Source organism: Arenimonas aestuarii, assembly GCF_054781715.1.
This window is the reverse complement of sequence record NZ_BAAGTW010000004.1, coordinates 1,376,058-1,401,326: the sequence shown is the minus strand read 5'-3', so window position 1 is coordinate 1,401,326 and position 25,269 is coordinate 1,376,058. Positions and strand designations below refer to the sequence as shown.

The 25,269-nt window shown below is 68.8% G+C and carries 22 protein-coding genes and 1 riboswitch; of the genes, 12 read left to right on the top strand and 10 right to left on the bottom strand.

All coding sequences use genetic code 11. The features are described 5' to 3' along the window. Nucleotides 1-57: 57 nt before the first annotated feature. The 8 genes from ACYVJH_RS07590 to ACYVJH_RS07555 all read right to left on the bottom strand — a co-directional run bounded on the left by ACYVJH_RS07590 (nucleotide 58) and on the right by ACYVJH_RS07555 (nucleotide 8,927). Nucleotides 58-1,194 carry a GGDEF domain-containing protein gene (locus tag ACYVJH_RS07590; RefSeq protein WP_460454007.1) on the bottom strand — a complete coding sequence of 379 codons (1,137 nt, stop codon included), beginning with the start codon at nucleotides 1,192-1,194 and terminating at the stop codon, nucleotides 58-60. A 76-nt stretch (nucleotides 1,195-1,270) separates the two neighbouring features. Next, nucleotides 1,271-1,837, bottom strand: coding sequence for a TMEM165/GDT1 family protein (locus tag ACYVJH_RS07585; protein ID WP_460454006.1), 567 nt, complete (start codon nucleotides 1,835-1,837; stop codon nucleotides 1,271-1,273). 89 nt (nucleotides 1,838-1,926) lie between these two features. Then, nucleotides 1,927-2,023: riboswitch (yybP-ykoY riboswitch) on the bottom strand. A 244-nt stretch (nucleotides 2,024-2,267) separates the two neighbouring features. Beyond that, the gene (locus tag ACYVJH_RS07580) at nucleotides 2,268-3,245 is read right to left on the bottom strand and encodes a hypothetical protein (RefSeq protein WP_460454005.1); all 978 of its coding nucleotides are present in this window, start codon (nucleotides 3,243-3,245) and stop codon (nucleotides 2,268-2,270) included. Then, nucleotides 3,242-4,195 carry a hypothetical protein gene (locus ACYVJH_RS07575; RefSeq protein WP_460454004.1) on the bottom strand — a complete coding sequence of 318 codons (954 nt, stop codon included), beginning with the start codon at nucleotides 4,193-4,195 and terminating at the stop codon, nucleotides 3,242-3,244. Before ACYVJH_RS07575 ends, ACYVJH_RS07580 begins: the two co-directional genes overlap by 4 nt. Nucleotides 4,196-4,325: 130 nt before the next feature. After that, on the bottom strand, nucleotides 4,326-5,474 hold the full coding sequence (locus ACYVJH_RS07570) for a PDZ domain-containing protein (RefSeq protein ID WP_460454003.1): 1,149 nt from the start codon (nucleotides 5,472-5,474) through the stop codon (nucleotides 4,326-4,328). Between the two features lie 24 nt (nucleotides 5,475-5,498). Beyond that, nucleotides 5,499-6,068, bottom strand: a complete 570-nt coding sequence (locus ACYVJH_RS07565; protein WP_460454002.1) for a hypothetical protein — start codon at nucleotides 6,066-6,068, stop codon at nucleotides 5,499-5,501. Then, nucleotides 6,061-6,633 (bottom strand): RNA polymerase sigma factor, encoded by a 573-nt coding sequence (locus ACYVJH_RS07560; RefSeq protein ID WP_460454001.1) that lies wholly within the window; start codon nucleotides 6,631-6,633, stop codon nucleotides 6,061-6,063. The genes ACYVJH_RS07565 and ACYVJH_RS07560 overlap by 8 nt, the downstream gene beginning before the upstream one ends. Before the next feature lie 92 nt (nucleotides 6,634-6,725). Continuing rightward, nucleotides 6,726-8,927: a TonB-dependent receptor family protein gene (locus ACYVJH_RS07555; RefSeq protein ID WP_460454000.1), complete on the bottom strand. Its 2,202-nt coding sequence runs from the start codon at nucleotides 8,925-8,927 to the stop codon at nucleotides 6,726-6,728. 164 nt (nucleotides 8,928-9,091) lie between these two features. Here ACYVJH_RS07555 and ACYVJH_RS07550 point away from each other — a divergent pair, with 164 nt between their 5' ends. From ACYVJH_RS07550 to ACYVJH_RS07520, 7 genes are all read left to right on the top strand, one after another. Beyond that, nucleotides 9,092-10,057 (top strand): SPFH domain-containing protein, encoded by a 966-nt coding sequence (locus ACYVJH_RS07550; protein WP_460453999.1) that lies wholly within the window; start codon nucleotides 9,092-9,094, stop codon nucleotides 10,055-10,057. Nucleotides 10,058-10,060: 3 nt separating this feature from the next. Beyond that, nucleotides 10,061-10,492 carry an NfeD family protein gene (locus ACYVJH_RS07545; protein ID WP_460453998.1) on the top strand — a complete coding sequence of 144 codons (432 nt, stop codon included), beginning with the start codon at nucleotides 10,061-10,063 and terminating at the stop codon, nucleotides 10,490-10,492. 84 nt (nucleotides 10,493-10,576) lie between these two features. After that, a complete protein-coding gene (locus ACYVJH_RS07540; RefSeq protein WP_460453997.1) occupies nucleotides 10,577-11,569 on the top strand; it encodes an extracellular solute-binding protein in 993 nt (330 codons plus the stop codon). Nucleotides 11,570-11,573: 4 nt separating this feature from the next. After that, the gene (locus tag ACYVJH_RS07535) at nucleotides 11,574-13,160 is read left to right on the top strand and encodes an ABC transporter permease (RefSeq protein WP_460453996.1); all 1,587 of its coding nucleotides are present in this window, start codon (nucleotides 11,574-11,576) and stop codon (nucleotides 13,158-13,160) included. 161 nt (nucleotides 13,161-13,321) lie between these two features. Continuing rightward, nucleotides 13,322-14,413: a glycine cleavage system aminomethyltransferase GcvT gene (gcvT, locus tag ACYVJH_RS07530; RefSeq protein WP_460453995.1), complete on the top strand. Its 1,092-nt coding sequence runs from the start codon at nucleotides 13,322-13,324 to the stop codon at nucleotides 14,411-14,413. A gap of 83 nt (nucleotides 14,414-14,496) precedes the next feature. Continuing rightward, nucleotides 14,497-14,892 (top strand): glycine cleavage system protein GcvH, encoded by a 396-nt coding sequence (gene gcvH, locus ACYVJH_RS07525; RefSeq protein WP_460453994.1) that lies wholly within the window; start codon nucleotides 14,497-14,499, stop codon nucleotides 14,890-14,892. Nucleotides 14,893-15,625: 733 nt separating this feature from the next. Then, a complete protein-coding gene (locus ACYVJH_RS07520) occupies nucleotides 15,626-16,183 on the top strand; it encodes a hypothetical protein (RefSeq protein ID WP_460453993.1) in 558 nt (185 codons plus the stop codon). Between the two features lie 132 nt (nucleotides 16,184-16,315). Here ACYVJH_RS07520 and ACYVJH_RS07515 read toward each other — a convergent pair whose 3' ends face one another. Then, nucleotides 16,316-17,524, bottom strand: a complete 1,209-nt coding sequence (locus ACYVJH_RS07515) for a serine hydrolase domain-containing protein (protein ID WP_460453992.1) — start codon at nucleotides 17,522-17,524, stop codon at nucleotides 16,316-16,318. Between the two features lie 80 nt (nucleotides 17,525-17,604). Between ACYVJH_RS07515 and ACYVJH_RS07510 the strand changes: the two genes are divergently transcribed. Both ACYVJH_RS07510 and ACYVJH_RS07505 read left to right on the top strand, forming a co-directional pair. Beyond that, entirely contained in the window at nucleotides 17,605-18,192 is a 588-nt protein-coding gene (locus tag ACYVJH_RS07510) for a LemA family protein (RefSeq protein ID WP_460453991.1), read from the top strand. A 2-nt stretch (nucleotides 18,193-18,194) separates the two neighbouring features. After that, nucleotides 18,195-20,102: a M48 family metallopeptidase gene (locus ACYVJH_RS07505; protein WP_460453990.1), complete on the top strand. Its 1,908-nt coding sequence runs from the start codon at nucleotides 18,195-18,197 to the stop codon at nucleotides 20,100-20,102. A gap of 21 nt (nucleotides 20,103-20,123) precedes the next feature. On the opposite strand, the gene ACYVJH_RS07500 is transcribed toward ACYVJH_RS07505, so the two are convergent. Beyond that, on the bottom strand, nucleotides 20,124-21,716 hold the full coding sequence (locus tag ACYVJH_RS07500) for a GMC family oxidoreductase (protein WP_460453989.1): 1,593 nt from the start codon (nucleotides 21,714-21,716) through the stop codon (nucleotides 20,124-20,126). A 165-nt stretch (nucleotides 21,717-21,881) separates the two neighbouring features. Between ACYVJH_RS07500 and ACYVJH_RS07495 the strand changes: the two genes are divergently transcribed. From ACYVJH_RS07495 to fghA, 3 genes are all read left to right on the top strand, one after another. Further along, entirely contained in the window at nucleotides 21,882-23,225 is a 1,344-nt protein-coding gene (locus tag ACYVJH_RS07495; protein WP_460453988.1) for an NTP/NDP exchange transporter, read from the top strand. Between the two features lie 85 nt (nucleotides 23,226-23,310). Continuing rightward, nucleotides 23,311-24,420: an S-(hydroxymethyl)glutathione dehydrogenase/class III alcohol dehydrogenase gene (locus tag ACYVJH_RS07490; protein ID WP_460453987.1), complete on the top strand. Its 1,110-nt coding sequence runs from the start codon at nucleotides 23,311-23,313 to the stop codon at nucleotides 24,418-24,420. Continuing rightward, entirely contained in the window at nucleotides 24,420-25,262 is an 843-nt protein-coding gene (gene fghA / locus ACYVJH_RS07485) for an S-formylglutathione hydrolase (protein ID WP_460453986.1), read from the top strand. Before ACYVJH_RS07490 ends, fghA begins: the two co-directional genes overlap by 1 nt. Nucleotides 25,263-25,269: the final 7 nt, after the last annotated feature.

Genomic DNA, 25,269 nt, shown 5'->3' with positions numbered 1-25,269 from the left:
CTAGACCGCAGAAGGATGCGGCAGGGTAGTTCACGCCCCCCGCCCGGGCAAGGAGGCCTAGTCCCCGTCGCGGGCCACCACGCGGTTGCGGCCACCGGCCTTGGCGGCACGAAGGCGCTCGTCGGCCCGTTTCATCAGGCCCGACAGGTCATTGGCGTCCTGCGGGCAGCAGGCCACGCCGGCGCTGAGGGTGAGCCGGCGCGGCTCGGATTCGGGTTCGGGAATGTATGGCGCCGCTTCGAGCTTGCGGCGCAGCACCTCCATGCGCTCCCAGGCGGCACCCACCGGCAGCGGCAGCAGCAGCACGAACTCCTCGCCGCCGACCCGGATCATCGGCTCCTCGCGGCCCAGTTCGCGGCGGATCACCGCCACCGCGTGGCGCAGGGCGCGGTCGCCGGCCAGGTGGCCCAGTTCGGCGTTGATGTGGCGGAAGTTGTCCAGGTCGACCAGGGCCAGGCAAAGGGTCTGGCCCTCGCGGCGCGCGGCCTCGACCCGGGCGGGCACCTGGGAATTGAGGAAGGTGCGGTTGTGCAGGCCGGTCAGGCCGTCGGTCGCCGACCATTGGGCCAGGCGCTGGGCGCGGAACACGATCACCGCGGTCACCAGGGTCGCGACCGCCACCAGTACCAGCCGCTGCAGCTGGGTGGACGTGGACACCGTGCCGTAGTCGGCCGACACCAGCGGGCCATCGGCCGTGGCCACGACCACCAGCCACAGCAGCGCCGACTGAACCATTGCCAGTGCGCCGGCCGCCAGGGTGACGCGCAGGTCGTGGCGCATCGCGGTGGCGAAGATCGCCAGCAGGTAACACGACCACACGACCGTGCTGTTGAGCGTGGCCACCGGCAGGCCCGACAGGCCGAGCAGGGCGAGCACGCCGGTAACCAGGGTGACGTCGAAGCACGAAGAGAACATCGGCAGCCAGGCCAGGCGCCGGGCGCGCAGGGCGAGCCGCAGCCAGGTCACCGAGAGCAGCAACACGCCGACGGCTCCGGTCAGGCCAGCCAGGGATTCATTGGCCTGGCCGCCCAGCCCATAGTTCAGCAACGGCAACAGCAGCAACAGGCACGCGACGAAGACGCGCAGGCGCGCGACCAGCAGTTCGCCGCCGGCACCTATCTCGAGAAGCAGGTCATCGGGACGCTCGCGCAGGGCGGTGGCGAGGTCGTCGAGGGTTTCTCTCAGGGTACTCACGCCGGGGGTCGTGGCCTGTTCGGATCTGGGACCAGCATAACCGGGGCCTGCCCGCACGTCTGCCGCAGTGTCGTCCTCAGCCGGGTATTCCGGTGAAGGCGACCCAAAGGCCGAGTCCTGCGAACAGCGCCGCCGCGGCATACCGGGCGGCCTTGAGCGGCAGCTTTGCCGCGAATCGCGAACCCAGCAGCACCACCGGAGCGTTGGCCAGCACCATGCCCAGGGTCGTGCCGGCCACCACCTGCCACAGCGGCTCGTACTGCGCCGCCAGCACCACGGTGGCGACCTGGGTCTTGTCGCCCATCTCGACCAGGAAGAAGGCGACCAGCGTCGCCAGGAAGGGCCCCAGGCGCGGCGCCCTGGCCTCGTCTTCGTCCAGTTTGTCGGGCACCAGGGCCCAGGCGGCCACGGCCAGGAACGACACGACCACGCCCCAGCGCAGCCACTGCGGGTCGACCCAGCCCGACACCAGTGCGCCGAGCCAGCCGGCCAGCGCATGGTTGAGCACCGTGGCGACCAGGATGCCGGCCACGATCGGCCAGGGCCTGCGGTAGCGGGCCGCCAGCACGAGCGCGAGCAATTGGGTCTTGTCGCCGATTTCCGCGATGGCGACGGCGAGGGTGGAAACGAATAGTGCGTCCAAGGAAATCTCCGGGGCCGGGTGTGGGGCAAGGGAAGGCCGGCGCGCCGCCACCCGGCCGGGGTGCGGAACACCAGCCTTCGGTCTTGCCCGCAAGGCCTTCGCCTTGCCCGCGCACCATGGCTGCTGCCAAGTGTGTTGACGCGCGGAAGCCCCGTGGGGGCCGGGCTACTCCCCGAAGACAGGGAAAGCGGGGACGATTATAGCGCCTTGGGCAGGCTACAGAAGTCGGCGGCGCCCAGCGCCGGTTGCCGGTAAGGGCCCTGTGCCGAAAGTTCGGCGGCGGCGAAGGCCTGGCCGCCGAAACGTTCTTGGTGCAGGTGCCGGGAGTCGTCGCCCCGCCAGGTGTCGAACTGGGATGAACGCAGCTACCCGTAGCTGGCGCCTGAAATCGAAGTGGCGATCCCGATCAGGCCTCCGACCGGGTGCATGCTCATTCTTGGTCCCCGCAAGGCTCGACCTGCCCATCGCGTGCGTGAAAGTAGGGCGGAACGGCCATGGCCCGCATGCTGTCGAAACGTTTGCCGTCGAACAGTTCGGCGTGCAACTGGCGCGCCTGGGCGCGGGCCTGCTCCTGCGCCTGGGGATCCAGCTTGCCGAGCCAGAGAGGCATTTCCCTCATGCCGAACAATCGCGTCGAGAGCAGGTGGTACACCGCCGTTTGGTAGGGGTCGTCGGCGACCAGGGCATTGGGCAAGCCGAAGTTGTCTGCGAACGCCATGTACAGCGAAAATGCGGCCGCCGGATTTCCGGCGCGAAGGGCGCGATGGAGCATATCAGGAGCTTCCCGGACCCAAACGTCGAAGTCGGGGCCGGCGGCCATGCCGCGTCCCGTCGGGTTCAAGTGCTGGCCCTGGCCATAGAGAAGCATCGCGTCCGCATCGCCGGCCCGGGCCGCTGCGCGCAGGTAATGGGCACCCCGCTCGCGCAGTGCTTCAGGCACGAGGCGGCAGTCTCGCTCGAGTTCCAGGTGCCACAGTTTCATTTCGGCCATCTGGTTCGCGGCCGCCAGGTTGCCCTTGGCCTCGTATTCTTCCTCGGCGTCCTTGCCGTCTTCCCCCAGAATCGCCGCGATGTTCAGGAACCGGGCATGCTGGCACCGGAGCAACTGGTAGCCGAGCCGGCAGGCGGCGCGCCGATCGCCGGCATCGGCCCGCGCGTGCAAGGCCGGCAGGGCCGTCACGAACTTGGTGGCTGCCGAGGGCATCGGGGGTAAAGGATTGGATCGCGCTTCATGCGCGTCAGCCGTTGACCGCGCAGGAGGCACGGGCGACTGGGCGGGTAACCCTGACGTATCGGTACCCCTCGACGAAGCCGGCGAACGATCGATTCCAAGCATGAGCCAGGCGCCCCCCCCCAGCGAGAGCAGCGCCAGCACAGCGAGAATCCGTCGCGCACGGCGCTGTTTCATGGTTCCGCTCCCGGATCCGGGTCGCAGGCCGATTTCCATTCCTCGGCCGTGAACATGCTGTCGGCATACGACGGTTGGAACGGATGCCCGTAGTCGAGCACCGATTCACTGATCGCGATCCGCCGGCCTGCAAAGTGTTCCTCGTGCCATCGATCGGCCAATGTGTCTGCCTCCCTCCGCGTCCTCGCGTCCGTAGGGTCGCTTTGCCAGGCATTGGGCAGGTGGAAGTCGCTGAAGAGGCGCTTCGCCAAGCGAAGGTAGGCCAGGTCCATGCGGGGATCCGGCGGGGTGATCATGCCGAGGTTGCTGCCTTGGTGGGAGTGTGCTTCCAACAGGAGCAGGACCGCCTCCGGCCGCCCCTCGCGCAATAGTGACTGCAGCAGGCCAATGGCTTCCTCGCGCCACAGGTGGAACGCCGGGTTGGTGAAGTCGCTGCCGTCAACGGCGCCGAACAGCATGAAGCCGTCACCACGCAGGTAAGCCACCTGGGCCCGGCGGTTCCCGGCGAGGGCCGCCTGTCGCAGGTACGTCGGGGCGCGACGCAAATAGGAGGGCGGCAGGTCCTCGCAGTAGCGCCGGTGGTTTTGCGCCAGCAGAAGCAATCGTGCCGAGTAGTTGGCGGACGTGAGGTCGCCGCTGGCCGTCTGTTCCTTCGCCTGGTGGCGTAGTTGTGCGATCTGTTCGTCGGAGAACCGAATGAGGCTCGTCTGGCGGCAAGTCGACAGCAGGGTTCCAAGCTGGCAGGCGGCGCGGGCGTCACCGGCATCCGCCTGGGCAGCAAGGTCACGAACGAACACGGGAAGCGGACGCGGGGCGATCGCATGATCGGCCGTATCGTCGGCCTCCAATTCGGCGGGCCGGTTGGTCAGCGTCACGTCCGAAGGCGCCACATGGGACGCCGGCTTGTCTGTCACCGCCGCAGCCGGCGGGCGATACGCCAGCCAACCCATGAGGCTCGCCGCCAGGCAAATCAGGAGAGCCAGGCCCAGCCGGGCCCGTCTGGACAATCGCATGCGTTGGCCGTCAGTGGGAGAGCGGGCATTGAACCCCAGCCTCCCACCGGCGGCAAGCCGGATGCGGTCAATCCACCTGCGTCGACCGCGTCGCGATGCGCGTCACCACGCCGTCGGCGAACACCGCGACACCGTCGTCCGCGGGCGGTGCCGGGGGCGCCGGCGGGGCTGGCGGCGTGGGTGCGGTGGGCGGCGAGGGCGGGGCAGGAGGAGCGGGCGGTGCCGGCGGCGCGAACCACTTCATGGTCGGCGCTTCGGGCACCGTGACCTGCACGGTGCGCGACTTGCGATCGCGCAGCAGCTGCACCTGCAGCTTCTTGCCGGCATCCTGGCCGCGCAGGGCGCGCATGGCTTCGCGCGGGGTGGACACGGCGGTGTCGCCGATGCGCTGGATGACGTCGCCGGGTTCAAGCGATTCCAGGCCCTGGCCACCGCTGAGCACGAGCACGCCGCGGTCGGTGCCGAAATAACGTCCCAGCTTCGCATCCACCGACGCCAGGTTCAGGCCGTTCCAGCGGAAGGCCTGGGCCAGCACCGGCAGCTTGCAGTCGGCGTCGCCCGGTGCGCAGGGCGCGGTGGCGATGCGGGCGATCTCCATCTCGATGCCCGGGTGGATGAGCGGCTGGGCGCGCAGCTGCGCGAGCTCGCGCAGCTCCATGGCCTTTTCAAATTCTTCGCCAAAATGGAATTCGAAATCGTCGCCGCTGGTGAACATCATCACCCGCGCGGCGTCGCCGGCGGTCACCGTGGCCGTGGCGGGCTTGCCGTCGCGGCGATAACCCAGGCGGACCTTCTGGTCCTTCTCCAGCTTGCCCAGCAGTTCGCGCGCCTGCTCGACCGCGGCCTCGCCCTTGGCGCTGATGGCCTTGCCGTCGATGCTTTCGAGCTGGTCGCCGCTGCGCAGGCCGGCTTTTGCCGCGGGACCCTCCGGGGTGACGGCGGCGATACGCACGCCGGCGACGCCGGGTTCGGCGCCCATGACGATGCCCAGCCGGGCGCGTCGTGCTTCGCTGCGGATGCGTTCGACGTCGACGATGCGGGCGTGATGCTCGCTGCGGCTGAGTTCGGCGACACGTTTGGCGGCGGCCTGGAGTTCGGCGCGGGCGCGTTCGAGTTCGGCGCGTCGGGCGGCTTCGGCCGCGTCGGTTTCGGGGCTGGCGTGGGCGGTGGCCGCGAGGGCAGCGGCAACCATCAAAGCAACAAGGCGGAGTTTCATGTCGGTTTCCTCGGTGGGGGAGGGTCAGAAGGTGGCGACCAGGGCGCCGTCGAGCTGGTCGCCCTGCACGGCGACCCACTGGGCGGTGCCCTGCAGGCCGGCGTAGTCGCGCAGGGTGTCCACGCGCTGGCGCCACAGGTCGGTGCGTTCGGAGTCGGGCAGGCCGGGGTCGGCCAGCGCAGCGTCGACCCGGGCGATGCGGTCTTCAAGCTCCAGGCCCAGCAGCAGGGTATTGGCCGAAGCGACCTCGTCGCGCGAGACCGTGGCCAGCAGTGCTTCGAGCTGGGCCGATTCGGCCATCAGTTCCTGCAGGTCGGTGGGTTCGGCAGCGATGCTGGCCATCGACGGCGAGCCTTCCGGCGTCGTCGCGGCCTGCTCGCGTGGTATCGGCAAGACCAGGGCCAGGGCCAGCACCGCCGCCGCGGCCGCGGCCAGCGCGAAGGGCCAGCGGGGGCCGCGCGGTCGTTTGCGCACGGCGTCGAAACGTTCGGCCAGCAGCGGCCAGGCGCTGCGGTCGGGGGCTTCGAGCGGCAAACGCGCGATGGCCTCGCCAAGGCTCAGGCCGCGCGGCGGGGTGCGGATGTCGTCAGGCATGGGAATCCACCTCCTGGGTGATCTTCAACAGGTCGCGCAGGCGGCGGGTGCCGCGCGCGAGCTGGGATTTCGAAAAGCTGGCGGTCTTGCCCATCAGGGCGGCGATCTCGTCGTGGGTGTAACCCTCGGCGTGGTAGAGCCAGATCACGCTGCGGGTGGCGTCGGGCAGCTTCTGCAGCGCCTGGCCGAGCAGGGCGGCGTCGGCGGCGGCGGGCGGCAGCAGCACGTCGTGGCCTTCGAGCTCGAGCTCGTCGCTGTCCTCGGTGTGCGGCTGCCGGTTGCGCCGGCGCAGGCGCATCAGCGCTTCGTTCACCGCGATCTGCCGCAGCCAGCCCCAGAACGGGCTGTCGCCGCGGAATTCTCCGATGCGGTCGAACAGCTTGAACATGGTGTCCTGCAAAACATCCTGGGCCTCCTCGCGCTGGCCGGTGAGGCGCAGCGCCAGGGTGAACACCGGCCGCTCGAAGCGCCGGTAGATCTGCTCGAAGGCACTGGCCTCCCCGCGCTGGGCGCGCTGGACCAGGGTGTCGGGCAGGTCGATGGCGAAGGAGGAGGGTGGGCTCACATCGGTCTTGGATGCGCCGGGAGGCAAAAGCGTCGCACATAAAAAAGGCCGGGGTTTCCCCCGGCCCTGTCGTCCCATCCCTGGACGTTGGATCAGAACTTGTAGCGCAGGCCCAGCACGGTGGTCCGGGGCAGGCCCGGGCGCAGGCCGGCCGGGCGGCGGGCGGTGACGTAGGTCTCGTCGGACAGGTTCTCGACCCGGCCGTACAGCTCGAAACGTTCGGTCACCTGGAAGCCCACGGCCAGGTCCCACAGCAGCACCGAATCGATGCGCTGGCCGGCGGGCACGCTGCCCTGGCCGGCGAGCGTGCGCATCTCGCCGATGTAGTTGCCGGCCAGGTCCAGGCGCCAACGCTCGCCGCGCAGGCCGGCGCTGGCGTGCAGCAGCTGCTCGGGCAGGTAGGGCAGGTTGTCGCCCGACTGCACGTCTTCCCACTCCTCGAAGCTGGAGCTGAAGCTGTTGCGGAACTGTGCGTCGGTCCAGGTGTAGGCCAGGGCCACCGGGATGCCGACCGGACCATTGGCGCCGAAGTCGTAGCTCAGGCTGGCCTCGATGCCCTGGATGCGGGCTTCGCCACCGTCGAACTGGTCGCCGATGTTGCAGTTGCCGCCGGTCGAGGCGGTGCAGGTGCCGACCAGGTTGGAGTAGTCGTTGACGAAGCCAACCAGCTCGGCCGACAGCGAATCACGGCCGTAGCGCAGGCCGAACTCGGTGTTCACGCTTTCCTCGGGCTCGGCGTTCGAACCCGGGCCCGGCGGGTTGAAGCCGCGGTGCACGCTGGCGAACACGGCCAGGTTGTCGCCGACCAGGTAGGTGGCGCCGATGCCGGGGATCAGCGCATCGACGTCGCTTTCCACGCGCGAGAGGACGACGTCGCGCTGGCCGGTGGCGGTGGAGTAGTTGGTGCGGGTCAGGTCGACCTGCTCGTAGCGAACGCCCGGGGTGAGGATCCAGTTGCCCCATTCGATGGTGTCCTGCACGTACAGGGCCAGGGCCTCGGCGTCGCCGACGCGGTTGTCCTGGGTGCCCGGGGCGCCGTCGGTGGTCAGCACCAGTTCGCCACCCAGCATCTGGAAGCGGTCGTCGTTCTGGTAGCGGTCTTCCTGGTCGCGGTGCACGCGCAGGCCGATTTCCAGGTCGTGGCTGGCTTCGCCGGTGTCGAAGCCGACGCCCAGCACGCTCTGGATGCCCTGGGCGTAATAGCTGCGGTTGTTGTTGCGCAGGCGCAGGGCGTCGGCCGGGCTGTCCTCGCCGCTGATCCAGGCGTACTGGTCGGCGTAGGTGGCCGGGTCGGCCAGGATCGAGGAGATCGAGACGCCCTGCACGTCGTTGAGCTTGAACCAGTTGCGCTGGAACTCGGTGCGGTAGGCGACGGTGGTGAGGTCGATGCTGTCGGTGAGCTCGATCAGGTGGCGCAGTTCGTAGAGCTTGTGCCGGGTCTGGATGTTGTCCAGCGCCGAGCCGGCGTAGCGGCGGAAGGGCGTGGCCGCGTAGTCGTCCTCGGTCAGGCCCAGGTAGGTTTCGTCGCTGTCCTGGGTATTGCGGCCCAGCTTCAGGTCCACCTGCTGGTAACGCGCGGCGTCGGGCGCGCTGGTCCAGCGCAGCTTGGCGACGAAGTCGTTGAGTTCGTAGCCGGTGTCGCCGCCGCCGTCGAGCGTCTTGAAGCCATCGGTCTGCTGGCGGGTGCCTTCGATCAAACCACCGAAGCGTTCGCCCATGCCGCCCACCCAGCCGTGGCCGAGGAAGCTGCCGTTGCTGCCCATGGCCAGGTCGAGTTCACCGGCGGTTTCCGACGGGATCGGGGTCGACAGCAGGTTCAGCGCGCCGCCGGTGGTACGCGGGCCGGCCTGCACCGAAGCCGCGCCCTTCTTGATCTCGACGGCATGCATGCGCGCCATGGTCGGGAAGTAGTAGGCCGACGGCGCGGCGTAAGGCGCCGGCGCGATGAGCACGCCGTCTTCCATCACGGTGATGCGGTTGTTGCGATCGGTGCCCGAGCCGCGGATGCCGATGTTCGGACGCAGGCCGAAGCCTTCTTCCTCGACCACGTAAACACCGGGGACCTGGCGCAGCACGCGGTTGACGTCGCGGAAGTTGAAGCGCTCCAGGGTGGCCTGGTCGATGTAGTGGGCCGAACCGGCGGTCTTTTCGACCTCGGCGCGGCTGCCGAAGACGTTCACGCGGTCCAGGCGGACCAGGCTCTGGTTGGGGTCGGTGGCGGCATCGGTGGCGGCCAGGACGGGCGCGGCCGGCAGCAGGGCCAGCGCGATGGCGGTGCGGAGCAGGGTGGACATGGGAATTTTGTCTTTATTGGCAGCGGGGACAGGGCCGGCAGCACCGGCGGAGCAAATGGTACTGCGGACGAGAATGATTCGCAATACCGTTGGCCCCGGGTCAGTGGCACCGGTCCGGCTGGCTTGGATTTAGACTGCGGTCCAGGCCACCAGGGGAAGCGGACATGTTGGAGATTCTGGGCATCATCATCCTGCTCGCAGGCGTCGTGCTGCTGTTCAAGGCGGTGCGCATGGTTCCGCAGGGCTTTGAATGGACCGTCGAACGGTTCGGCAAGTACACCCACTCCATGTCCCCCGGCCTGCACCTGCTGGTGCCGGTGGTGCAGACGGTGGGTCGCAAGATCAACATGATGGAGCAGGTGCTGGACGTGCCCAGCCAGGACGTCATCACCAAGGACAACGCGGTGGTGAAGGTGGACGGCGTGGTGTTCTTCCAGGTGCTCGACGCCGCCAAGGCCGCGTACGAAGTGTCCAACCTCGAGATCGCGACGATCGCGCTGGTGCAGACCAACATCCGCACCGTCATCGGTTCGATGGACCTGGACGAATCGCTGAGCCAGCGCGAAACCATCAATGCGCAGCTGCTCAACGTGGTCGACCAGGCCACCAACCCCTGGGGCATCAAGGTCACCCGCATCGAGATCCGCGACATCCAGCCGCCGCGCGACCTGGTCGACGCGATGGCCCGGCAGATGAAGGCCGAGCGCGAGAAGCGCGCCAACATCCTGGAAGCCGAAGGCCATCGTCAGTCCGAGATCCTTCGCGCCGAAGGCGAAAAGCAGGCGGCGATCCTGGAAGCCGAAGGCGAACGCGAAGCCGCCTTCCGCGAAGCCGAAGCCCGCGAACGACTGGCCGAGGCCGAGGCCAACGCCACCCGCATGGTGTCCGAGGCCATCGCCGGTGGAAACCTGCAGGCGATCAACTATTTCGTCGCGCAGAAATACATCGAGGCGTTCAAGGCCCTGGCCGAGGCACCGAACCAGAAGTTCGTGCTGATGCCGATGGAGGCCAGCGGCGTGATCGGTTCGCTGGGCGGCATCGCCGAACTGGCCCGGGCAACCCTGGGCGTCAAGCCGGGCCCGACGCCGCCGGCGACGCCGTCCTCGCGCGCCCAGTTCCCCGGAGGCTGATCCATGCGCATCGAACTGGTGGTCTGGGCGGGCGTGGCGCTGATCCTGATCGCGGCCGAGGCGCTGCTGCCGGGCGTGTTCCTGCTATGGCTGGGATTCGCGGCGGCGGCGATGTTCCTGCTGCTGCTGGTGGTGGACCTGCCGCTGGTCTGGCAGGCCCTGGCCTTCGTGGTGCTGGGTTTCGTGTCCATCGGCGTTTACATCCAGTACTTCCGCGACCGGGAGAAGCCCAGCGACCACCCCACCCTCAACCGCCGCGGCGAACAACTGGTCGGCCAGGTCTTCCCCCTGGACCAGGCCATCGTCGATGGCCGGGGTCGCGTGAAGATCGGCGACGCCTACTGGCCGGTCGAAGGGCCGGATCTGCCCGTGGGCACGCGCGTCCGGGTGCTGTCGGCCCACAGCATGGCGCTGCAGGTCAGGGAAGCGGGCTGAACGGCTCGCCAAGGGAGTACCCCGGCACCTTTGCGTTGGAAGTGAGAACCATTATCATCTGATGGTCCCCACGAGGAGCCGCTGATGTCCCGCACCCTTATTGCCTTGTTGTTGGCCAGCCTGGCCGCGCCCGCCCTGCAGGCGGCCGAGCTGGTGGTCTACACCGAACGCCGCGAACCGCTGGTCACGCCGCTGTTCGACCGTTACGAGGAAGAAACCGGCACCCGCATCCGCGTGCTGTCCGACGGTGCCCCGGTGCTGATCGAACGCCTGGCGGCCGAAGGCGCCAACACCCGCGCCGACATCTTCATGGCCGTTGACGCCGGAAACCTCTGGCAGGCCGCCGAACGGGATCTGTTGGCGCCGACCGAATCGGCTGCGCTCGAGGCCGCCGTGCCCGCGCATCTTCGCGACCCGCAGGGCCGCTGGTTCGCCCTGTCCCAGCGCGCGCGCACCATCGTCTATTCCACCGAACGCGTGCAGCCGTCCGAACTGTCCACCTACGAAGCCCTGGCGGCGCCGGAATGGAAGGGGCGCCTGTGCCTGCGTTCGTCCAAGAAGGTCTACAACCAGTCGCTGGTGGCGACGATGATCGAACGCCTCGGCGCCGGGCGCACCGAAGAAGTGGTGCACGGCTGGGTCGCCAACCTCGCCACCGCGCCCTTCGCCGACGACACCCAGCTGGCCAAGGCGATCGCCGCCGGCCAGTGCGACGTCGGCATCATCAACACCTATTACCTGGGTCGCCTGCAGGCCGAGGAGCCCGACTTCCCGGTGCAGGTGTTCTGGGCCAACCAGGGCGCCGGCGGCGCGCACGTGAACGTCTCGGGCGCCGGCATCGTCGCCGCCTCGAAGAACAAGGGTGCCGCGCGTGACTTCCTGGAGTGGCTGGCCTCGGCGTCGGTGCAGGCCGACTTCGCCAGCATCAACTACGAGATCCCGGCACGCGAAGGCGTGGCCCTTGATCCGGTGGTCGCGGCCTGGGGCCCGTTCAAGCCCGACCCGGTGAACGTCACCGTGGCCGGCAAGCGCCAGGCCGAAGCCGTGCGCCTGATGGACCGGGCGGGCTGGCGCTGAGCGCATGAACCCTGGCGCGACCGGCGGCCTGCGCAGGTCGCGCCTGTTGGCCTGGCTGCTGGCGGCACCGCTGGTGCTGCCGGCGCTGTGGCTGGCTACGTCCTTCGCGGTGCCGCAGCCGGACGTCTGGCCGCACCTGTTCGGGCAGGTGCTGCCGCTGGCGGCGCGCAACACCCTGGGCCTGCTGGTGCTGCTGGCCGCGGTCGCGATGATTCTTGGCGTCGGGTTCGCCTGGGCCAGCGCACGTTATGACTGGCCGGGCCGGCGCTTGTTCGACTGGGCGCTGGTGCTGCCGCTGGCCTTGCCCGCCTACGTGGTGGCTTTTGTTTATGTCGGCCTGGCCGACTACGCCGGCCCGCTGCAGACCGGCTGGCGCGCGCTGGGCCTGCCGCCGGGATCCTTCCCCGAACTTCGCAGCGTTCCGGGTGCGGCGGTGGTGCTCGGTCTGGTCCTGTATCCCTATGTGTTCCTGATCGTACGCGCGGCCTTCCTGCGCCAGGGCAGCGCGGCCATGGACGCGGCACGTTCGCTCGGCCACGGGCCGCTCTCGGCCTTCTTCCGCGCGGCGCTGCCGATGGCCCGGCCAGCCTGGGCGGCCGGCCTGTCGCTGGTGCTGCTTGAAGCATTGGCTGACTTCGGCGCGGTCAGCATCCTGGGCGTGGACACCTTCAGCACCGCCATCTACAAGACCTGGTTCGGCCTGTACTCGCTGCCGGCGGCGGCGCAGCTGGCCTGCGGCGTGATCGGCCTGGTGGTGCTGGTGCTGCTGCTCGAACGCTGGACCCGCGGCCGCGCCCGCCACGCCGGCAGGCAGCTGATGCCGCCGGCGCGGCGACCCCTGCGCGGTTGGCGCGGCTGGGCGGTGACGGCTGCCGCCGCGATGACGGTTGGCCTGGGCTTCGTCGTACCGGTGGCGCAGCTGCTGGCGTGGTCCTGGCAGGTGCGCGGGTCCTTGCCCGACGTCGGCGAAGCCGCCGTCAACACCGCCCTGCTGGCGGCAATGGCCGCGGCGGTCGTGCTTGGCCTGGCCCTGGTATTCGCCGTGCTGTCGCGGCGCAGCGGCAACGACCGCGGCGTGCGCTCGGCGGCCTTCGTTGCCGGCCTGGGCTACGCGGTTCCCGGCACCGTGCTGGCGGTCGGCGCGATGTGGCTGCTGGTCGCAGCCGAAGGCGCCGCGCCCTGGCTCGGCGCGCTGGCGCTGAGTTCCTCGGTGCTGGCGGTGCTGCTGGCGCTGACCGCGCGTTTCTTCCGCGTCGGCAACGAAACCATCGACGCCGCTTTCCTTGCGCTGCGGCCTTCGCTGCTCGATTCGGCGCGCCTGCTCGGCGCCTCGCCCTGGCAGCGCCTGCGCCGGGTGGTGTTGCCCTTGCTTCGCCCCGGCGTGGTCGCGGCCGGCCTGCTGGTGCTGGTGGAGGTGGTCAAGGAGCTGCCCGCCACCCTCATGCTGCGACCCTTCGGCTGGGACACCCTGGCGGTGAAAATCCACGCCTACACCAGTGAAGGCCTGTGGATGCAGGCCGCCTGGCCGGCATTGTGGCTGTGCCTGATCGGGCTGCTTCCGATCTGGTGGCTCGTCAGGCAGCAGCGGTAATCCTCCCGCATTCGCGGCAGGATCACCCCCACGATCTGCTGCGCAGATCGCGGGCTCCGGCTCATTCCTCCCGATCCCCGCGCCTGCCGGCACGCCCCCTTGACCAAGGGGGCTCTTCATCCTGCGATAATGCGGGCTTTACGGTGGGGTAGCGAAGGCTCATGAGCAAGAAGACGGTACTGAACGAGACCCACCGGGCGCTCGGCGCCAAGATGGTGGACTTCGGCGGCTGGGACATGCCGATCAACTACGGCTCGCAGATCGAGGAACACCACAACGTGCGCCGAGACGCCGGCATGTTCGACGTCTCCCACATGACCGTGCTCGACCTGCGCGGCGACCAGGTCCGCGCCTTCCTGCGCAAGCTGGTGGCCAACTCGGTGGACAAGCTCAAGAAGCCGGGCAAGGCGCTCTACGCCTGCATGCTCGACGAAAAGGGCGGCGTCATCGACGACCTCATCGTCTATTACCTGGCCGAGGACTTCTTCCGCCTGGTGGTCAACGCCGGCACCCGCGACAAGGACATCGCCTGGATCACCGCCCAGGCGGCGCCGTTCGGCCTGCACGTCACCGAGCGCCGGGACCTGGCGATCATCGCCGTGCAGGGTCCGAAGGCGCGCGAGAAGGTGCTGGGCCTGCTCTCGCCGGAGGCGGCCGACGCCGCCGGCAAGCTGGGCAAGTTCGTCGCCTGCGAAGCCGACGGCCTGTTCGTCGCCCGCACGGGCTACACCGGCGAAGACGGTTTCGAGGTCATCGTGCCCGAGGCGATGGCCGTGGACTTCTGGAACCGCCTGCTCGACGCCGGGGTGAAGCCGGCCGGCCTGGGTGCACGCGACACCCTGCGCCTGGAGGCGGGTATGGCGCTCTACGGCCAGGACATGGACGAATCGGTGACGCCCTACGAAGCCGGGCTGGACTGGACCGTGGCGCTGGACGAGGGCCGTGACTTCAACGGCCGCGGTGCGCTGGAGGCGCAGAAGGCCGGCGGCGTCCCGCGCCGCATCGTCGGCCTGGTGCTGGACGAAAAGGGCGTGCTGCGCCACGGCCAGGCGGTGGCCACCGCCACCGGCCAGGGCGAGGTGCTCTCGGGTACCTTCTCCCCGACCCTGGGCAAGGCGATCGCGCTGGCGCGGGTGCCGGCCGGCGACCTGGGGGAGGTCACCGTGGACATCCGCGGCCGGCAGCTGCCGGTGCGCGTGGTGAAGTATCCGTTCGTGCGCGACGGCGCCGCCCAGCCCGGCGTGCTCGATTGATCCGACCGGCCGGGTGCCATGTCGCCCCGGCCGCGTTTAAACTAGCGGCCACTACCGCTGCCCCCCGAACCGAGGCCCAGACCATGAGCGAGATTCCCGGCGACCTGAAGTTCCTCAAGTCCCACGAGTGGGCCCGCGTCGAAGACAGCGGCCGCGTCACGGTCGGCATCTCCGACCATGCCCAGGGCCTGCTTGGCGACCTGGTCTACGTCGAGCTGCCCAACGTCGGCGACACCGTCGAGCAGGGCGGCGCCAGCGCGGTGGTCGAGTCGGTCAAGGCCGCCTCCGACGTCTATTCGCCGATCGCCGGCACCATCATCGAGGTCAACTCGGCGCTGTCGGACAAGCCCGAGACGATCAACGAAGACGCCTTCGGCGAAGGCTGGATCTTCGTGGTCGAGCCGTCCGAACCCGAGCAGCTCAAGGAGCTGCTTTCCCCGGACGATTACGCCCAGCTGCTCGAGGACGACGGTCACTGACACCGGCGCCTCGCGTTGCGAAAAAGACGGCCGCCCTCGGGCGGCCGCTTTTTTTTCCGGCGTTCGAACCGGCGCTGGCGGCGCCGGAAATCCGCGCAGTTTTGCTTTTTGCGGTGCGCAATCGGCGGTTCCGGGCGGGCGCGGGAAATGTTTTTTTAAGCCGCCGTTGTGTCGCTTCCGGCGCCGCGCGGACGTGTCGGCAAGACCGGCGCGCGCGCAGGCGCGCACGCCATGCAAATGCATTGGAGGCTTTTTTACCGATGTTTTTTTCAATGCGCGTTTTCCTACGCGACGACGGGCGCGCGTCCACGGGTCGGCGGGGCGATGCCGGCCGGCCGTAACCTGGCTGACACCCCTTGAAAATTTTCGCGCAAAGTTGTTGACATCCCGAAAACCCCTGATTAGCTTTCGCCCAGCAGATGCAAACTGCGGAAGCGAGTGATCAGGAACGTATCGACAACGCGAGCCACCACACCGAACTCCACCCCAGGAATCATCATGGTGGATCAGGGCAAACATCCCTCCGCGAAATCGAATTCGTCCCGCAGCGACATCCCTTTTTCCAACGCCCGGACCGGTTGCGGCCCGGGCGTTTGTGTATCCGGCGCCGCCCCGCGCCGGCAAGAATCCGATCGCCACGGCATGACCGTGGTGGCGGTACGTCCCGGGCCCTGACCCGTGACGGTGCCTTTGAGACTGGGCAGTCCAAAAGCCAACTGACGAGGAGTTGACCATGGCTACGAAGAAAGCTGCGAAAAAACCGGCCAAGAAGGCCGCGAAAGCTAAGAAGACCGTGAAAAAGGCCGCCAAGGCCGTGAAGAAGTCGGTGAAGAAGGTCGCCAAGAAGGCCACCAAGAAGCCGGCCAAGAAGGCTGCGAAGAAGACTGCGCGCAAGCCGGCCAAGAAGGCTGCGAAGAAGAAGGTCGCCAAGAAGGCTGCCAAGAAGAAAGTAGCCAAGAAGGCTGCGAAGAAGACCGCGCGCAAGCCGGCCAAGAAGGCTGCCAAGAAGAAGGTCGCCAAGAAGAAGGTAGCCAAGAAGGCCGCCAAGAAGAAAGTTGCCAAGAAGAAGGTAGCCAAGAAGGCTGCCAAGAAGAAGGTAGCCAAGAAGGCTGCCAGGAAGCCGGCCGCCAAGAAGGCTGCCAAGAAGAAGACTGCGAAGAAGGCGGCCAAGAAGCCGGCTGCCAAGAAGAAGGCCGCGCGCAAGCCGGCTGCCAAGAAGAAGGCGGCGCGCAAGCCCGCCGCCAAGAAGCCGGCTCCGATGCCGGCCGCCCCGGTTGCCCCCGCGCTGTAAGGCGCGAAGAGCATCCAAACGCGGTAAAGCTGGGCTCTCTCCCCGTGTTGCCCAGGCGGGGAGGGAGACTTTCCAAAGGCACGCAGACGCCGGCTCACGCCGGCGTTCGCTTTTATGGGGTTCGGTTGGCGCCTAGCGTCGGCGCCGGCCCGCCGGCGCCATCCAGTCGCGCCCGTGCAGGCCCAGTGCGCGGTCGATGGTGCTGGGGAACAGCCCCGAGGGCATCGCGCTCTCGCTGTTCCAGAGGATCACCACGCCGATGTCTTGTTCGGGCAGGAAGCCAGTGATGGCCCGGTAACCCTGCACGGCGCCCGCGTGGTAGACCAGGGTGTGGCCGGCGTAGTCATAGATGCGCCAGCCCAGCGCATAGTGCGCCTCGCGCAGGCGCTCGCGTCGCCAGCCGCTGCCGCGGATCTCGCCCGGTGTTTCCACCTGGGGGCTGCGGATTTCCGCCAGCAGTTCCTCGGGCAGCACCTCGGGCCGGTGGCCCATCTGGCCGATGAGCCACTGCGCCATGTCGCGCGCCGAGGCGTTGACGCCGGCCGCGGGCGGGATGCGGTAGTAGGTTTCCTTCGGGCGGACAGGCACCCAGGTGCCGCCGCTGCGCACGTGCGGTCGCGCCCAGCTCGAGCTCGCCTCCAGGCCGCTGCGGCCAAAGGTGGCGCCGTACATTCCAAGCGGCTGGAAGATGCGCTTCTCGACCTGGGCGGCATAAAAGTCGCCGGTGGTGGCGAAGACCATGTCGCCGACCAGGCTGAAGGCGATGTTCTGGTAGGCATAACACTCGCCGGGGCTGCAGGTCAGCGGCGCCTCCGCCAGTTTCGCGGCGAGCAGCGGGTAGGGTTCGTTTGCCTCGAGGTCGCGGTCGTAGGTGTTGTAGGCCAGGCCGACCTGGTGGCTGAGCACCTGGCGCACGGTGATCTGCTGGGCCGCCTGCCCGTCGCGCAGGGTGAAGGTGGGCAGCTGGTTGACGATCGGGCTGTCCCAGTCCATCGCGCCTTCGCGCACCAGCATGGCGCTCAGGGTGCCCGCGAAGGCCTTTGACAGCGACGCGACCCGGAACGCGGTGTCGGCTGTCACCGGCTCCTGCAGCTTGCTGTCGACCACGCCGTAGCCGCGGAGCGACACCACCTCGCCGTCGGCGACGATGGCCATGGCCATGCCCGGGATGCGCGCGCGCGCCATCATCTGCTCGGCCAGGACCTCGATTTCCCGCGCCTCGTCATCGAAGTCGGTGGCGGCCCCGGACGGCGCGGGCCAGGCAAGGCCGGCAAGGACGAGCAGCGGCAGGGCGAGCAGGGAGGTGGGGTGGAAACGGGGGCTGTCTTTCTTGCTTGGCATGACCGACGTATGCTTGGCGAACGGACCCAAGTCTATCGCGGCTACCGCACTAGGGTCCCCACCTGGGGGAGGTTGGAAAGATGACGAGCCTGATCGTGCTGGTGGTACTGGCGGCGGTAATGCTGTTCTGGGGCGTGGGTATCTACAACGGCCTGGTGACGGCCCGCAACGCCTTCAAGAACGCATTCGCCCAGATCGACGTGCAGCTGACGCGTCGCTACGACCTGATCCCGAACCTCGTCGAGGTGGCCAAAGGCTATCTGAAGCATGAACGGGAAACCCTGGAAGCGGTCATCCAGGCCCGCGCCGCCGCGGTCAGCGGCCTGGCCGCCGCCAAGGCCCGTCCGGGTGACGACGCCGCCATGGCCCAGCTGGGCAGCGCCGAATCCGGCCTTGCCGGGGCCCTGTCGCGCCTGATGATGGTGGCCGAGGCCTATCCCGACCTGAAGGCCAACCAGAACATGATGCAGCTGACCGAGGAGCTCACCTCCACGGAAAACCGCATCGCCTTCGCGCGCCAGGCCTACAACGACAGCGTGATGGCCTTCAACAACAAGCGCGAGGTGTTCCCCTCGAACATCATCGCCGGCATGTTCAACTTCGCCCACGCCGCCCTGCTCGAGATCACCGAGCCCGAGAAGCGCGAGGCGCCCAAGGTCAGCTTCTAGGCTTGAACTTCTTCGCCCGCCAGGACCTGGCCCGGCGCCGGTCGCGGCGGCTGGTCGTGCTTTTCGTGCTCGCGGTGCTCGCCATCGTGGTGGCGGTCGATGTGCTGTTCCTGCTGTTCTTCGGCGGCATGGGCACGGTGTCCGAGCCCGGTGCGACGGCCGGCGGCATGGTGATGGCGACCCTGCTGACCCTGGGCATCATCGGCGCCGGGTCCCTGTTCCGCATGGCGAGCCTGCGCCAGGGGGGCTCGGCGGTGGCGGTGCAACTGGGCGGCACGCCGGTGCCCGAGGACACCCACGACTTCCACTACCGGCGGCTGCGCAACGTCGTCGAAGAGGTCGCCATCGCTTCGGGCGTGCCGGTGCCGCAGGTGTTCGTGCTTGAACACGAGTCCGGCATCAATGCCTTTGCCGCCGGCTACTCGCCCAGCGATGCCGCCATCGCGGTGACCCGCGGCGCCCTGGACAAGCTCAATCGCGACGAACTCCAGGGCGTTATCGCACACGAGTTCAGCCATGTGCTCAACGGCGACATGCGCCTGAACATCCGGCTGATGGGCGTGCTGTTCGGCATCCTGGTGCTGGCGGTGGTGGGCCGGAAGATCCTGCTTTACGGGCGCGGCGGCCGCAGCAAGGACGGCATGCCGCTGCTGGTGGCGGCCCTGGTGCTGATGGTGGTGGGCTACATCGGCCTGTTCTTCGGCCGGCTGATCAAGGCCGGCGTCAGCCGCCAGCGCGAGTACCTGGCCGACGCGTCGGCGGTGCAGTTCACCCGCCAGACCACCGGCCTTTCCGGTGCCCTCAAGAAGATCGCTGGCCTGCCCGCCGGTTCGAAGCTCGAAAGCGGCGACACCGAGGAAATCTCGCACATGCTGTTTGGCGACGGCGTCGGACTTTCCTCGATGTTCGCCACGCACCCACCGCTGGTCGAGCGCATCCAGGCCCTGGAACCGTCCTTCAAGGCGACGGCGCTGGCCGACCTGGCGGCCCGCTGGCAAATGAATCCCCCCTCGGGGCTGGACGAGGACCTGGCCCTGGGACTGGTGTCGGCCGCGTCGACATTGCCCACCGACCAGGCGGAGCTGTTGGTCGCGCCGCCGGCGGTGGTCGCCCAGGTCGGCGCGCCCCAGTCCGACGATTACGTGCGCGCCGGCGCCCTGGTGGATGCGCTGCCGGATGTACTGCGCCAGGCCGCGCACGAACGTGAGGAAGCCGTGCCGCTGCTGCTGGGCCTGCTGATGGCCGAAGCCGGGCCGGTGCGCGAAGCCCAGCAGTTCGAACTGGCCGCCCGCCACGACGAACGTCTGGCCCGGCAGGCCCTGGACTACGCCGACCGGCTGCAGGACCTGCCGCGGATCCTGCACCTGCCGCTGGCCGCCATGACCATGCCGGCCCTGCGCAAGCGACCGCGGCCCGAGCTGGAAAAGTTCATGGACAGCTGCTTCGCGCTCAGCCATGCCGACGGCCGCATCAGCCTGTTCGAGTATTGCCTGGGCCGGCTGCTGCGGGTGCAGGTGCACGATGCGCTGGATCCGTCCCGCGCCTGGGTCCCCGGCCATCGCCAGCTTTCACGCTGCACACCGCAGGCGATCACCCTGCTGGCGGTGCTCGCGCAGGCCGGCCATGCCGATACGGCGACGGCCATGCGTGCCTACCTCGCCGGACTGCAGCGTGTGTTCCCGCGCCTGGACGCGCCCTACCGGCCGCCGGCCGATCCGCAGCGCGCCATGGACGAGGTCTGGCCGGTGCTCGACGAGGTGGACCTGATCGGCAAGGAGCTTTTGCTCGAGGGGCTGGTCGCCGCGATCAGCCACGATGGCCGCATGAGCGCGTCCGAGGCCGAATTGCTGCGCGTGGTCTGCGCTTCGCTGCACTGCCCGCTGCCGCCGATGCTCGAACAGGCGCGCTGAGCGCGCGTCCGGTCGCGGTGCTCAGGCCGCCAGGCCGCGGATCAGGTCGGCAGCACGTTCGGCGATCATCATGGTCGGGGCATTGGTGTTGCCGCCGACCAGCCGCGGCATCACCGAGGCGTCCACCACGCGCAGGCCGTCCACGCCCTTCACGCGCAGGTGCGGGTCGACCACCGTCGTCGGGTCGTTCTCCCGGCCCATGCGGCAGGTGCCAACCGGGTGGTAGATGGACTCGGCCTTGCGGCGGATGAATTCGACGATGCCGGCTTCGTCACGGACATTGGCCCCGGGCATGATTTCCTCGCCGCGGAAGGGCGCGAAAGCCGGCTGCGCCAGGATTTCGCGCGAGAGGCGCACCGCCTCCACCATCACCTTCAGGTCGAAACCTTCGGCGTCGCTCAGGTAGCCGGCGTCGATCAGCGGCTTGTCGCCGGCCGACGCGCTGGCCAGGCGGATGCGGCCCCGGCTCCGCGGTCGCAGGCCACAGGCGTGCAGGGTGTAGCCATTGCCGGGCAGGCGGTTGCGGCCGTGGTCGTCGAGCTGGGCCGGTACGAAGTGGAACTGCATGTCCGGGCGTTGGTCTTCGGCCAGGTGGCTGCGCAGGAAACCGCCGGTTTCGGCAATGTTGCTTGCGCCCGGACCCTTGCGGCCCATCAGGTAGTACTGGAAGGCCACGGCAGCGTCGCTCAGGCCGTCGTAGCTCAGGCCCTGGGTGCAGCGCTGCAGCGAACAGATGTCCAGGTGGTCGTGCAGGTTGGCGCCCACGCCCTGCAGGTCGGCCTGTACGTCGATGCCCAGGCGCCGCAGTTCGTCGGCCGGGCCGATGCCCGAGAGCATCAGCAGCTGCGGGGAATTGATGGCGCCGCCGCTGAGGATGACTTCGCGCGCGGCACTTGCATGGTGGTCACGGCGACCGACGGTATAGACCACGCCGGTGGCGCGGCCCGCCTCGAAGGTGACCCGGCTGGCATTGGCCCCGGTGATCACCTGCAGGTTCGGGCGCTGGCGCACCGGTTTCAGGAACGCGGCGGCGCTGGAGCTGCGCGCGCCGTCGCGGGTGGTGGTCTGGTACCAGCCGAAGCCGTCCTGCCGCGGGCCGTTGAAATCGTCGGTGAGGGCATGGCCGGCCTGGCCGGCGGCTTGCAGGAATGCTTCGGACAGCGGGTTGCGGTGGCGCGGATCAGACACGCCCAGCGGGCCGTCGCCGCCATGCAGCTCGCTGGCCCCGCGTTCATTGCCTTCGCTGCGTCGGAAGTAGGGCAGGGCATTGTCCCAATGCCAGCCGTCGGCGCCCATCGCCGCCCATTCGTCGTAATCGGCGGCATGGCCGCGGATGTAACACATGGCGTTGATGGAACTGGAGCCACCCAGCACCTTGCCGCGCGGCCACCACAGCCCGCGCCCGTCCAGGTTGTCCTGGGGCGCGGTGGTGTAGTCCCAGTTCACGCCCTTCTTGCCGACCAGCTTGGCCAGTCCGGCGGGCATGTGGATGAAGGGATGCCAGTCGCGTGGGCCGGCCTCGAGCAGGAGCACACGGCAGTCCGGGTCTTCGCTGAGCCGGTTGGCCAGAACGCATCCCGCCGAGCCCGCACCCACGATGATGTAGTCGTACACGCCTAGAGCTTCTTTTCCATGACTTCCGGAGGCTAGGCCCCCCCTCTAGAGCAAACACTCGGTGCGGGTGTCCGGAATCACGAACCGTGCGTAGCGTCACTATGCAGCCGGGTGGCGGGGCCGGCCCGGGTTGGCTATCGTGCGGCGTCCCCGACCGGAAGCACGATGCCCCAGGCCCTGCCCACCGCCGGCCGATTCGACCACCTGCGCGGCGCGCTGCGGGAGTTCCCGCCGCTGCTGTGGTCGTTCCTGTACTTCTTCTTCCTGCTCACGGGCTATTACGTGCTGCGCCCGGTGCGCGACGCCATGGGCGCGGCCAACGACCCGTCGGCGGTTTTCCCGGTGGCGATGGTCGACTGGTTCTCGGCGCGGGGCGTGGCCCTGGGCGACTACCAGGTGCAGGCCCTTTTCACCGGCACCTTCATCGCCATGGTGGTGCTGCAGCCCGTTTACGGCGCCCTGGTGTCGCGCTTTCCGCGCCGCCTGTTCCTGCCGGTGGTCTACCTGGCCTTCATCGCCAGCCTGCTGGGCTTCCGGTTTGCCTTCGAAGCGGGCTTGCCCGGGCGCGGCGGGCTGTTCTTCGTCTGGGTGGCGGTGTTCAACCTGTTCGCGGTGTCGGTGTTCTGGAGCTTCATGGCCGACATCTACACCGACCCGCAGGCCAAGCGCCTGTACGGTTTCATCGCCGCGGGCGGGACCGTGGGCGGGCTGCTCGGCCCGGAGATCACCACCCGGCTGGTTGGCCAGCTGGGGGTCGGCAACCTGCTGCTGGTGTCCGCCGCGTTCCTGGCGCTGTGCCTGGTCTGCATCCTGCGCCTGGCGCCGTGGGCGAGGGCGCGCGAGCAGGCCGCGGGCGCACGCAGCGGCGACGAGGCCATGGGCGGCGGCATCCTGGAAGGCCTGCGCCGCATCGCCACCGACCCGCTGCTGCGCGCCTTCGCGGTGCTGATGTTCTTCGGCGTCGGCGTCGGGACCCTGCTCTACAACGAACAGAACACCATCGTCCGGGCCATGACCCTGGGCAATCCGGCGGCGGCGGAAGAGGCCACCGCCTTCTTCTCGATGATCGACAAGTCGATCAACTGGCTGGTGCTGCTGCTGCAGGTTTTCGTCACCCGCGCGGTGCTGACGCGCTGGGGCGTGGCGCCGCTGCTTGTGGGTCCGGCACTGCTCATCCTGGCCGGCTTTTGCGTGCTCTGGGCCTCGCCGCTGCCGATGCTGGTGGCGGTCGTGCAAGTGGGCACGCGCGCCTCGGAGTTCGCCCTGGCCAAGCCGGCCCGCGAAACGATCTACACCCGGGTCGATCGCGAGGCCCGCTACAAGGCCAAGGCCGCGATCGACACCGTCGTATACCGCGGCGGCGACCTGTCCTTCGCCTGGCTGTACAAGCCGCTGTCGGTGTTCGGCTCGAGCGTGGTCTTTGGTGCCGGCGTGCTGGTCGCCGGTGGGTTCCTCTACGGTGCCTGGCGCCTGGTGCGCGAACAGGCCCGCCTGCCCGCCCAGCCCTAGGCCCGGGACCGGCCTTCGCGCCGTCGAAACACGCGGCGGCTGCGGCGGCGTTACCCTTGTCGGCAATCGCCAGGGAGCCCGCCCCATGAAAGTCAAAGCCGCCGTCGCACACAAGGCCGGTGCACCGCTCACCATCGAAACCGTCGATCTCGAAGGCCCGCGCGCGGGTGAGGTCCTGGTCGAGCTCAAGGCCACCGGCGTTTGCCACACGGACGAGTTCACCCTGTCGGGCGCCGACCCCGAGGGCCTGTTCCCGGCCATCCTGGGCCACGAGGGCGCGGGCATCGTGGTGGACGTGGGCCCGGGCGTCACGACGCTCAAGAAGGGCGACCACGTCATTCCGCTGTACACGCCCGAGTGCCGGACCTGCGAATACTGCCTCAATCCCAAGACCAACCTCTGCCAGGCCATCCGATCGACCCAGGGCCAGGGCCTGATGCCCGACGGTTCCAGCCGCTTCAGCCTGGACGGCAAGCCGGTGCTGCACTACATGGGCACGTCCACCTTCGCCCAATACACGGTGGTTCCCGAGATCGCGCTGGCGAAGATCCGCGAGGACGCCCCGTTCGACAAGGTCTGCTACATCGGCTGCGGCGTCACCACCGGCATCGGCGCGGTCATCTTCACCGCCAAGGTGGAGGTGGGTTCTAAGGTCGTCGTGTTCGGCCTGGGCGGCATCGGCCTGAACGTGATCCAGGGCGCGCGCCTGGCCGGCGCCGACATGATCGTGGGCGTCGACCTCAACCCCGGTCGCGAAGCCATGGCGCGCAAGTTCGGCATGACCCACTTCGTCAACCCGAAGGAGGTCGAGGGCGACCTGGTGCCCTACCTGGTCTCGTTGACCAAGGGCGGCGCCGACTACACCTTCGAATGCATCGGCAACACCCAGGTGATGCGCCAGGCGCTCGAATGCGCGCACAAGGGCTGGGGCACCAGCGTCATCATCGGCGTCGCGCCGGCGGGGGCCGAGATCAGCACGCGGCCCTTCCAGCTGGTCACCGGCCGAAACTGGCGCGGCAGTGCCTTCGGCGGCGCCCGCGGCCGCACCGATGTCCCGAAAATCGTGGACTGGTACATGGACGGCAAGATCGACATCGATTCACTGATCACGCACACGATGCCGCTGGAGAAAATCAACGACGCCTTCGACCTGATGCACCGCGGCGAATCCATCCGCAGCGTGGTGGTCTACTGATGACGCTCGAGCGGCTGTCCGAGCATGCCTGCTTCGGTGGGGTGCAGGGTTTCTACCGGATGGATTCGGCGGCCTGCGGCGGTCCGATGCGGTTTGCGGTGTTCAAGCCGCCGCAGGCGCAGGAGACACGGGTGCCCGTGCTGTATTTCCTGGCCGGCCTGACCTGCACGGAAGAAACCGCGGCGATGAAGGCCGGCGCGCAGCGGGTGGCGGCCGAGCTGGGCCTGATGCTGGTGATGCCCGACACCAGCCCGCGTGACACGGGTTTCGAGGGCGCCACGGGCGACTGGGAGTTCGGCGAGGGCGCGGGTTTCTACCTCGACGCCACCCAGGCGCCATGGTCGTCGCGCTTCCGCATGGAAAGCCACGTGGTTCACGAACTGCCGGCGGTGGTGCGCGAACACTTCCCGGCCGATCCTGGCCGCACGGGCATCACGGGGCACTCGATGGGCGGGCACGGGGCGCTGACGCTGGCGCTCAGGCACCCGCAGCAGTACCGCAGTGTGTCGGCTCTGGCGCCGATCGTGGCGCCGCGCGAGGTGCCCTGGGGCCGGAAGGCCTTCGGCCGCTACCTGGGCGACCACCACGCGGTCTGGGCGGAACACGATGCCTGCGCGCTGGTGCGCCGTCGGCCGCTGGGGCGGCCGATCCTGGTGGACCAGGGGCTGGACGACAAATTCCTGGAAACGCAGCTCCAGCCGGAGCGCTTCGAGGCGGCCTGTGCCGAAGCGGGGCAGTCGCTGACGCTGCGGCGCCACGCGGGTTACGACCACGGGTACTATTTCATCGCCAGTTTCATCGAGGACCACCTGCGGCACCATGCCGCGCAGCTGGCCGACTGAAGGAGGC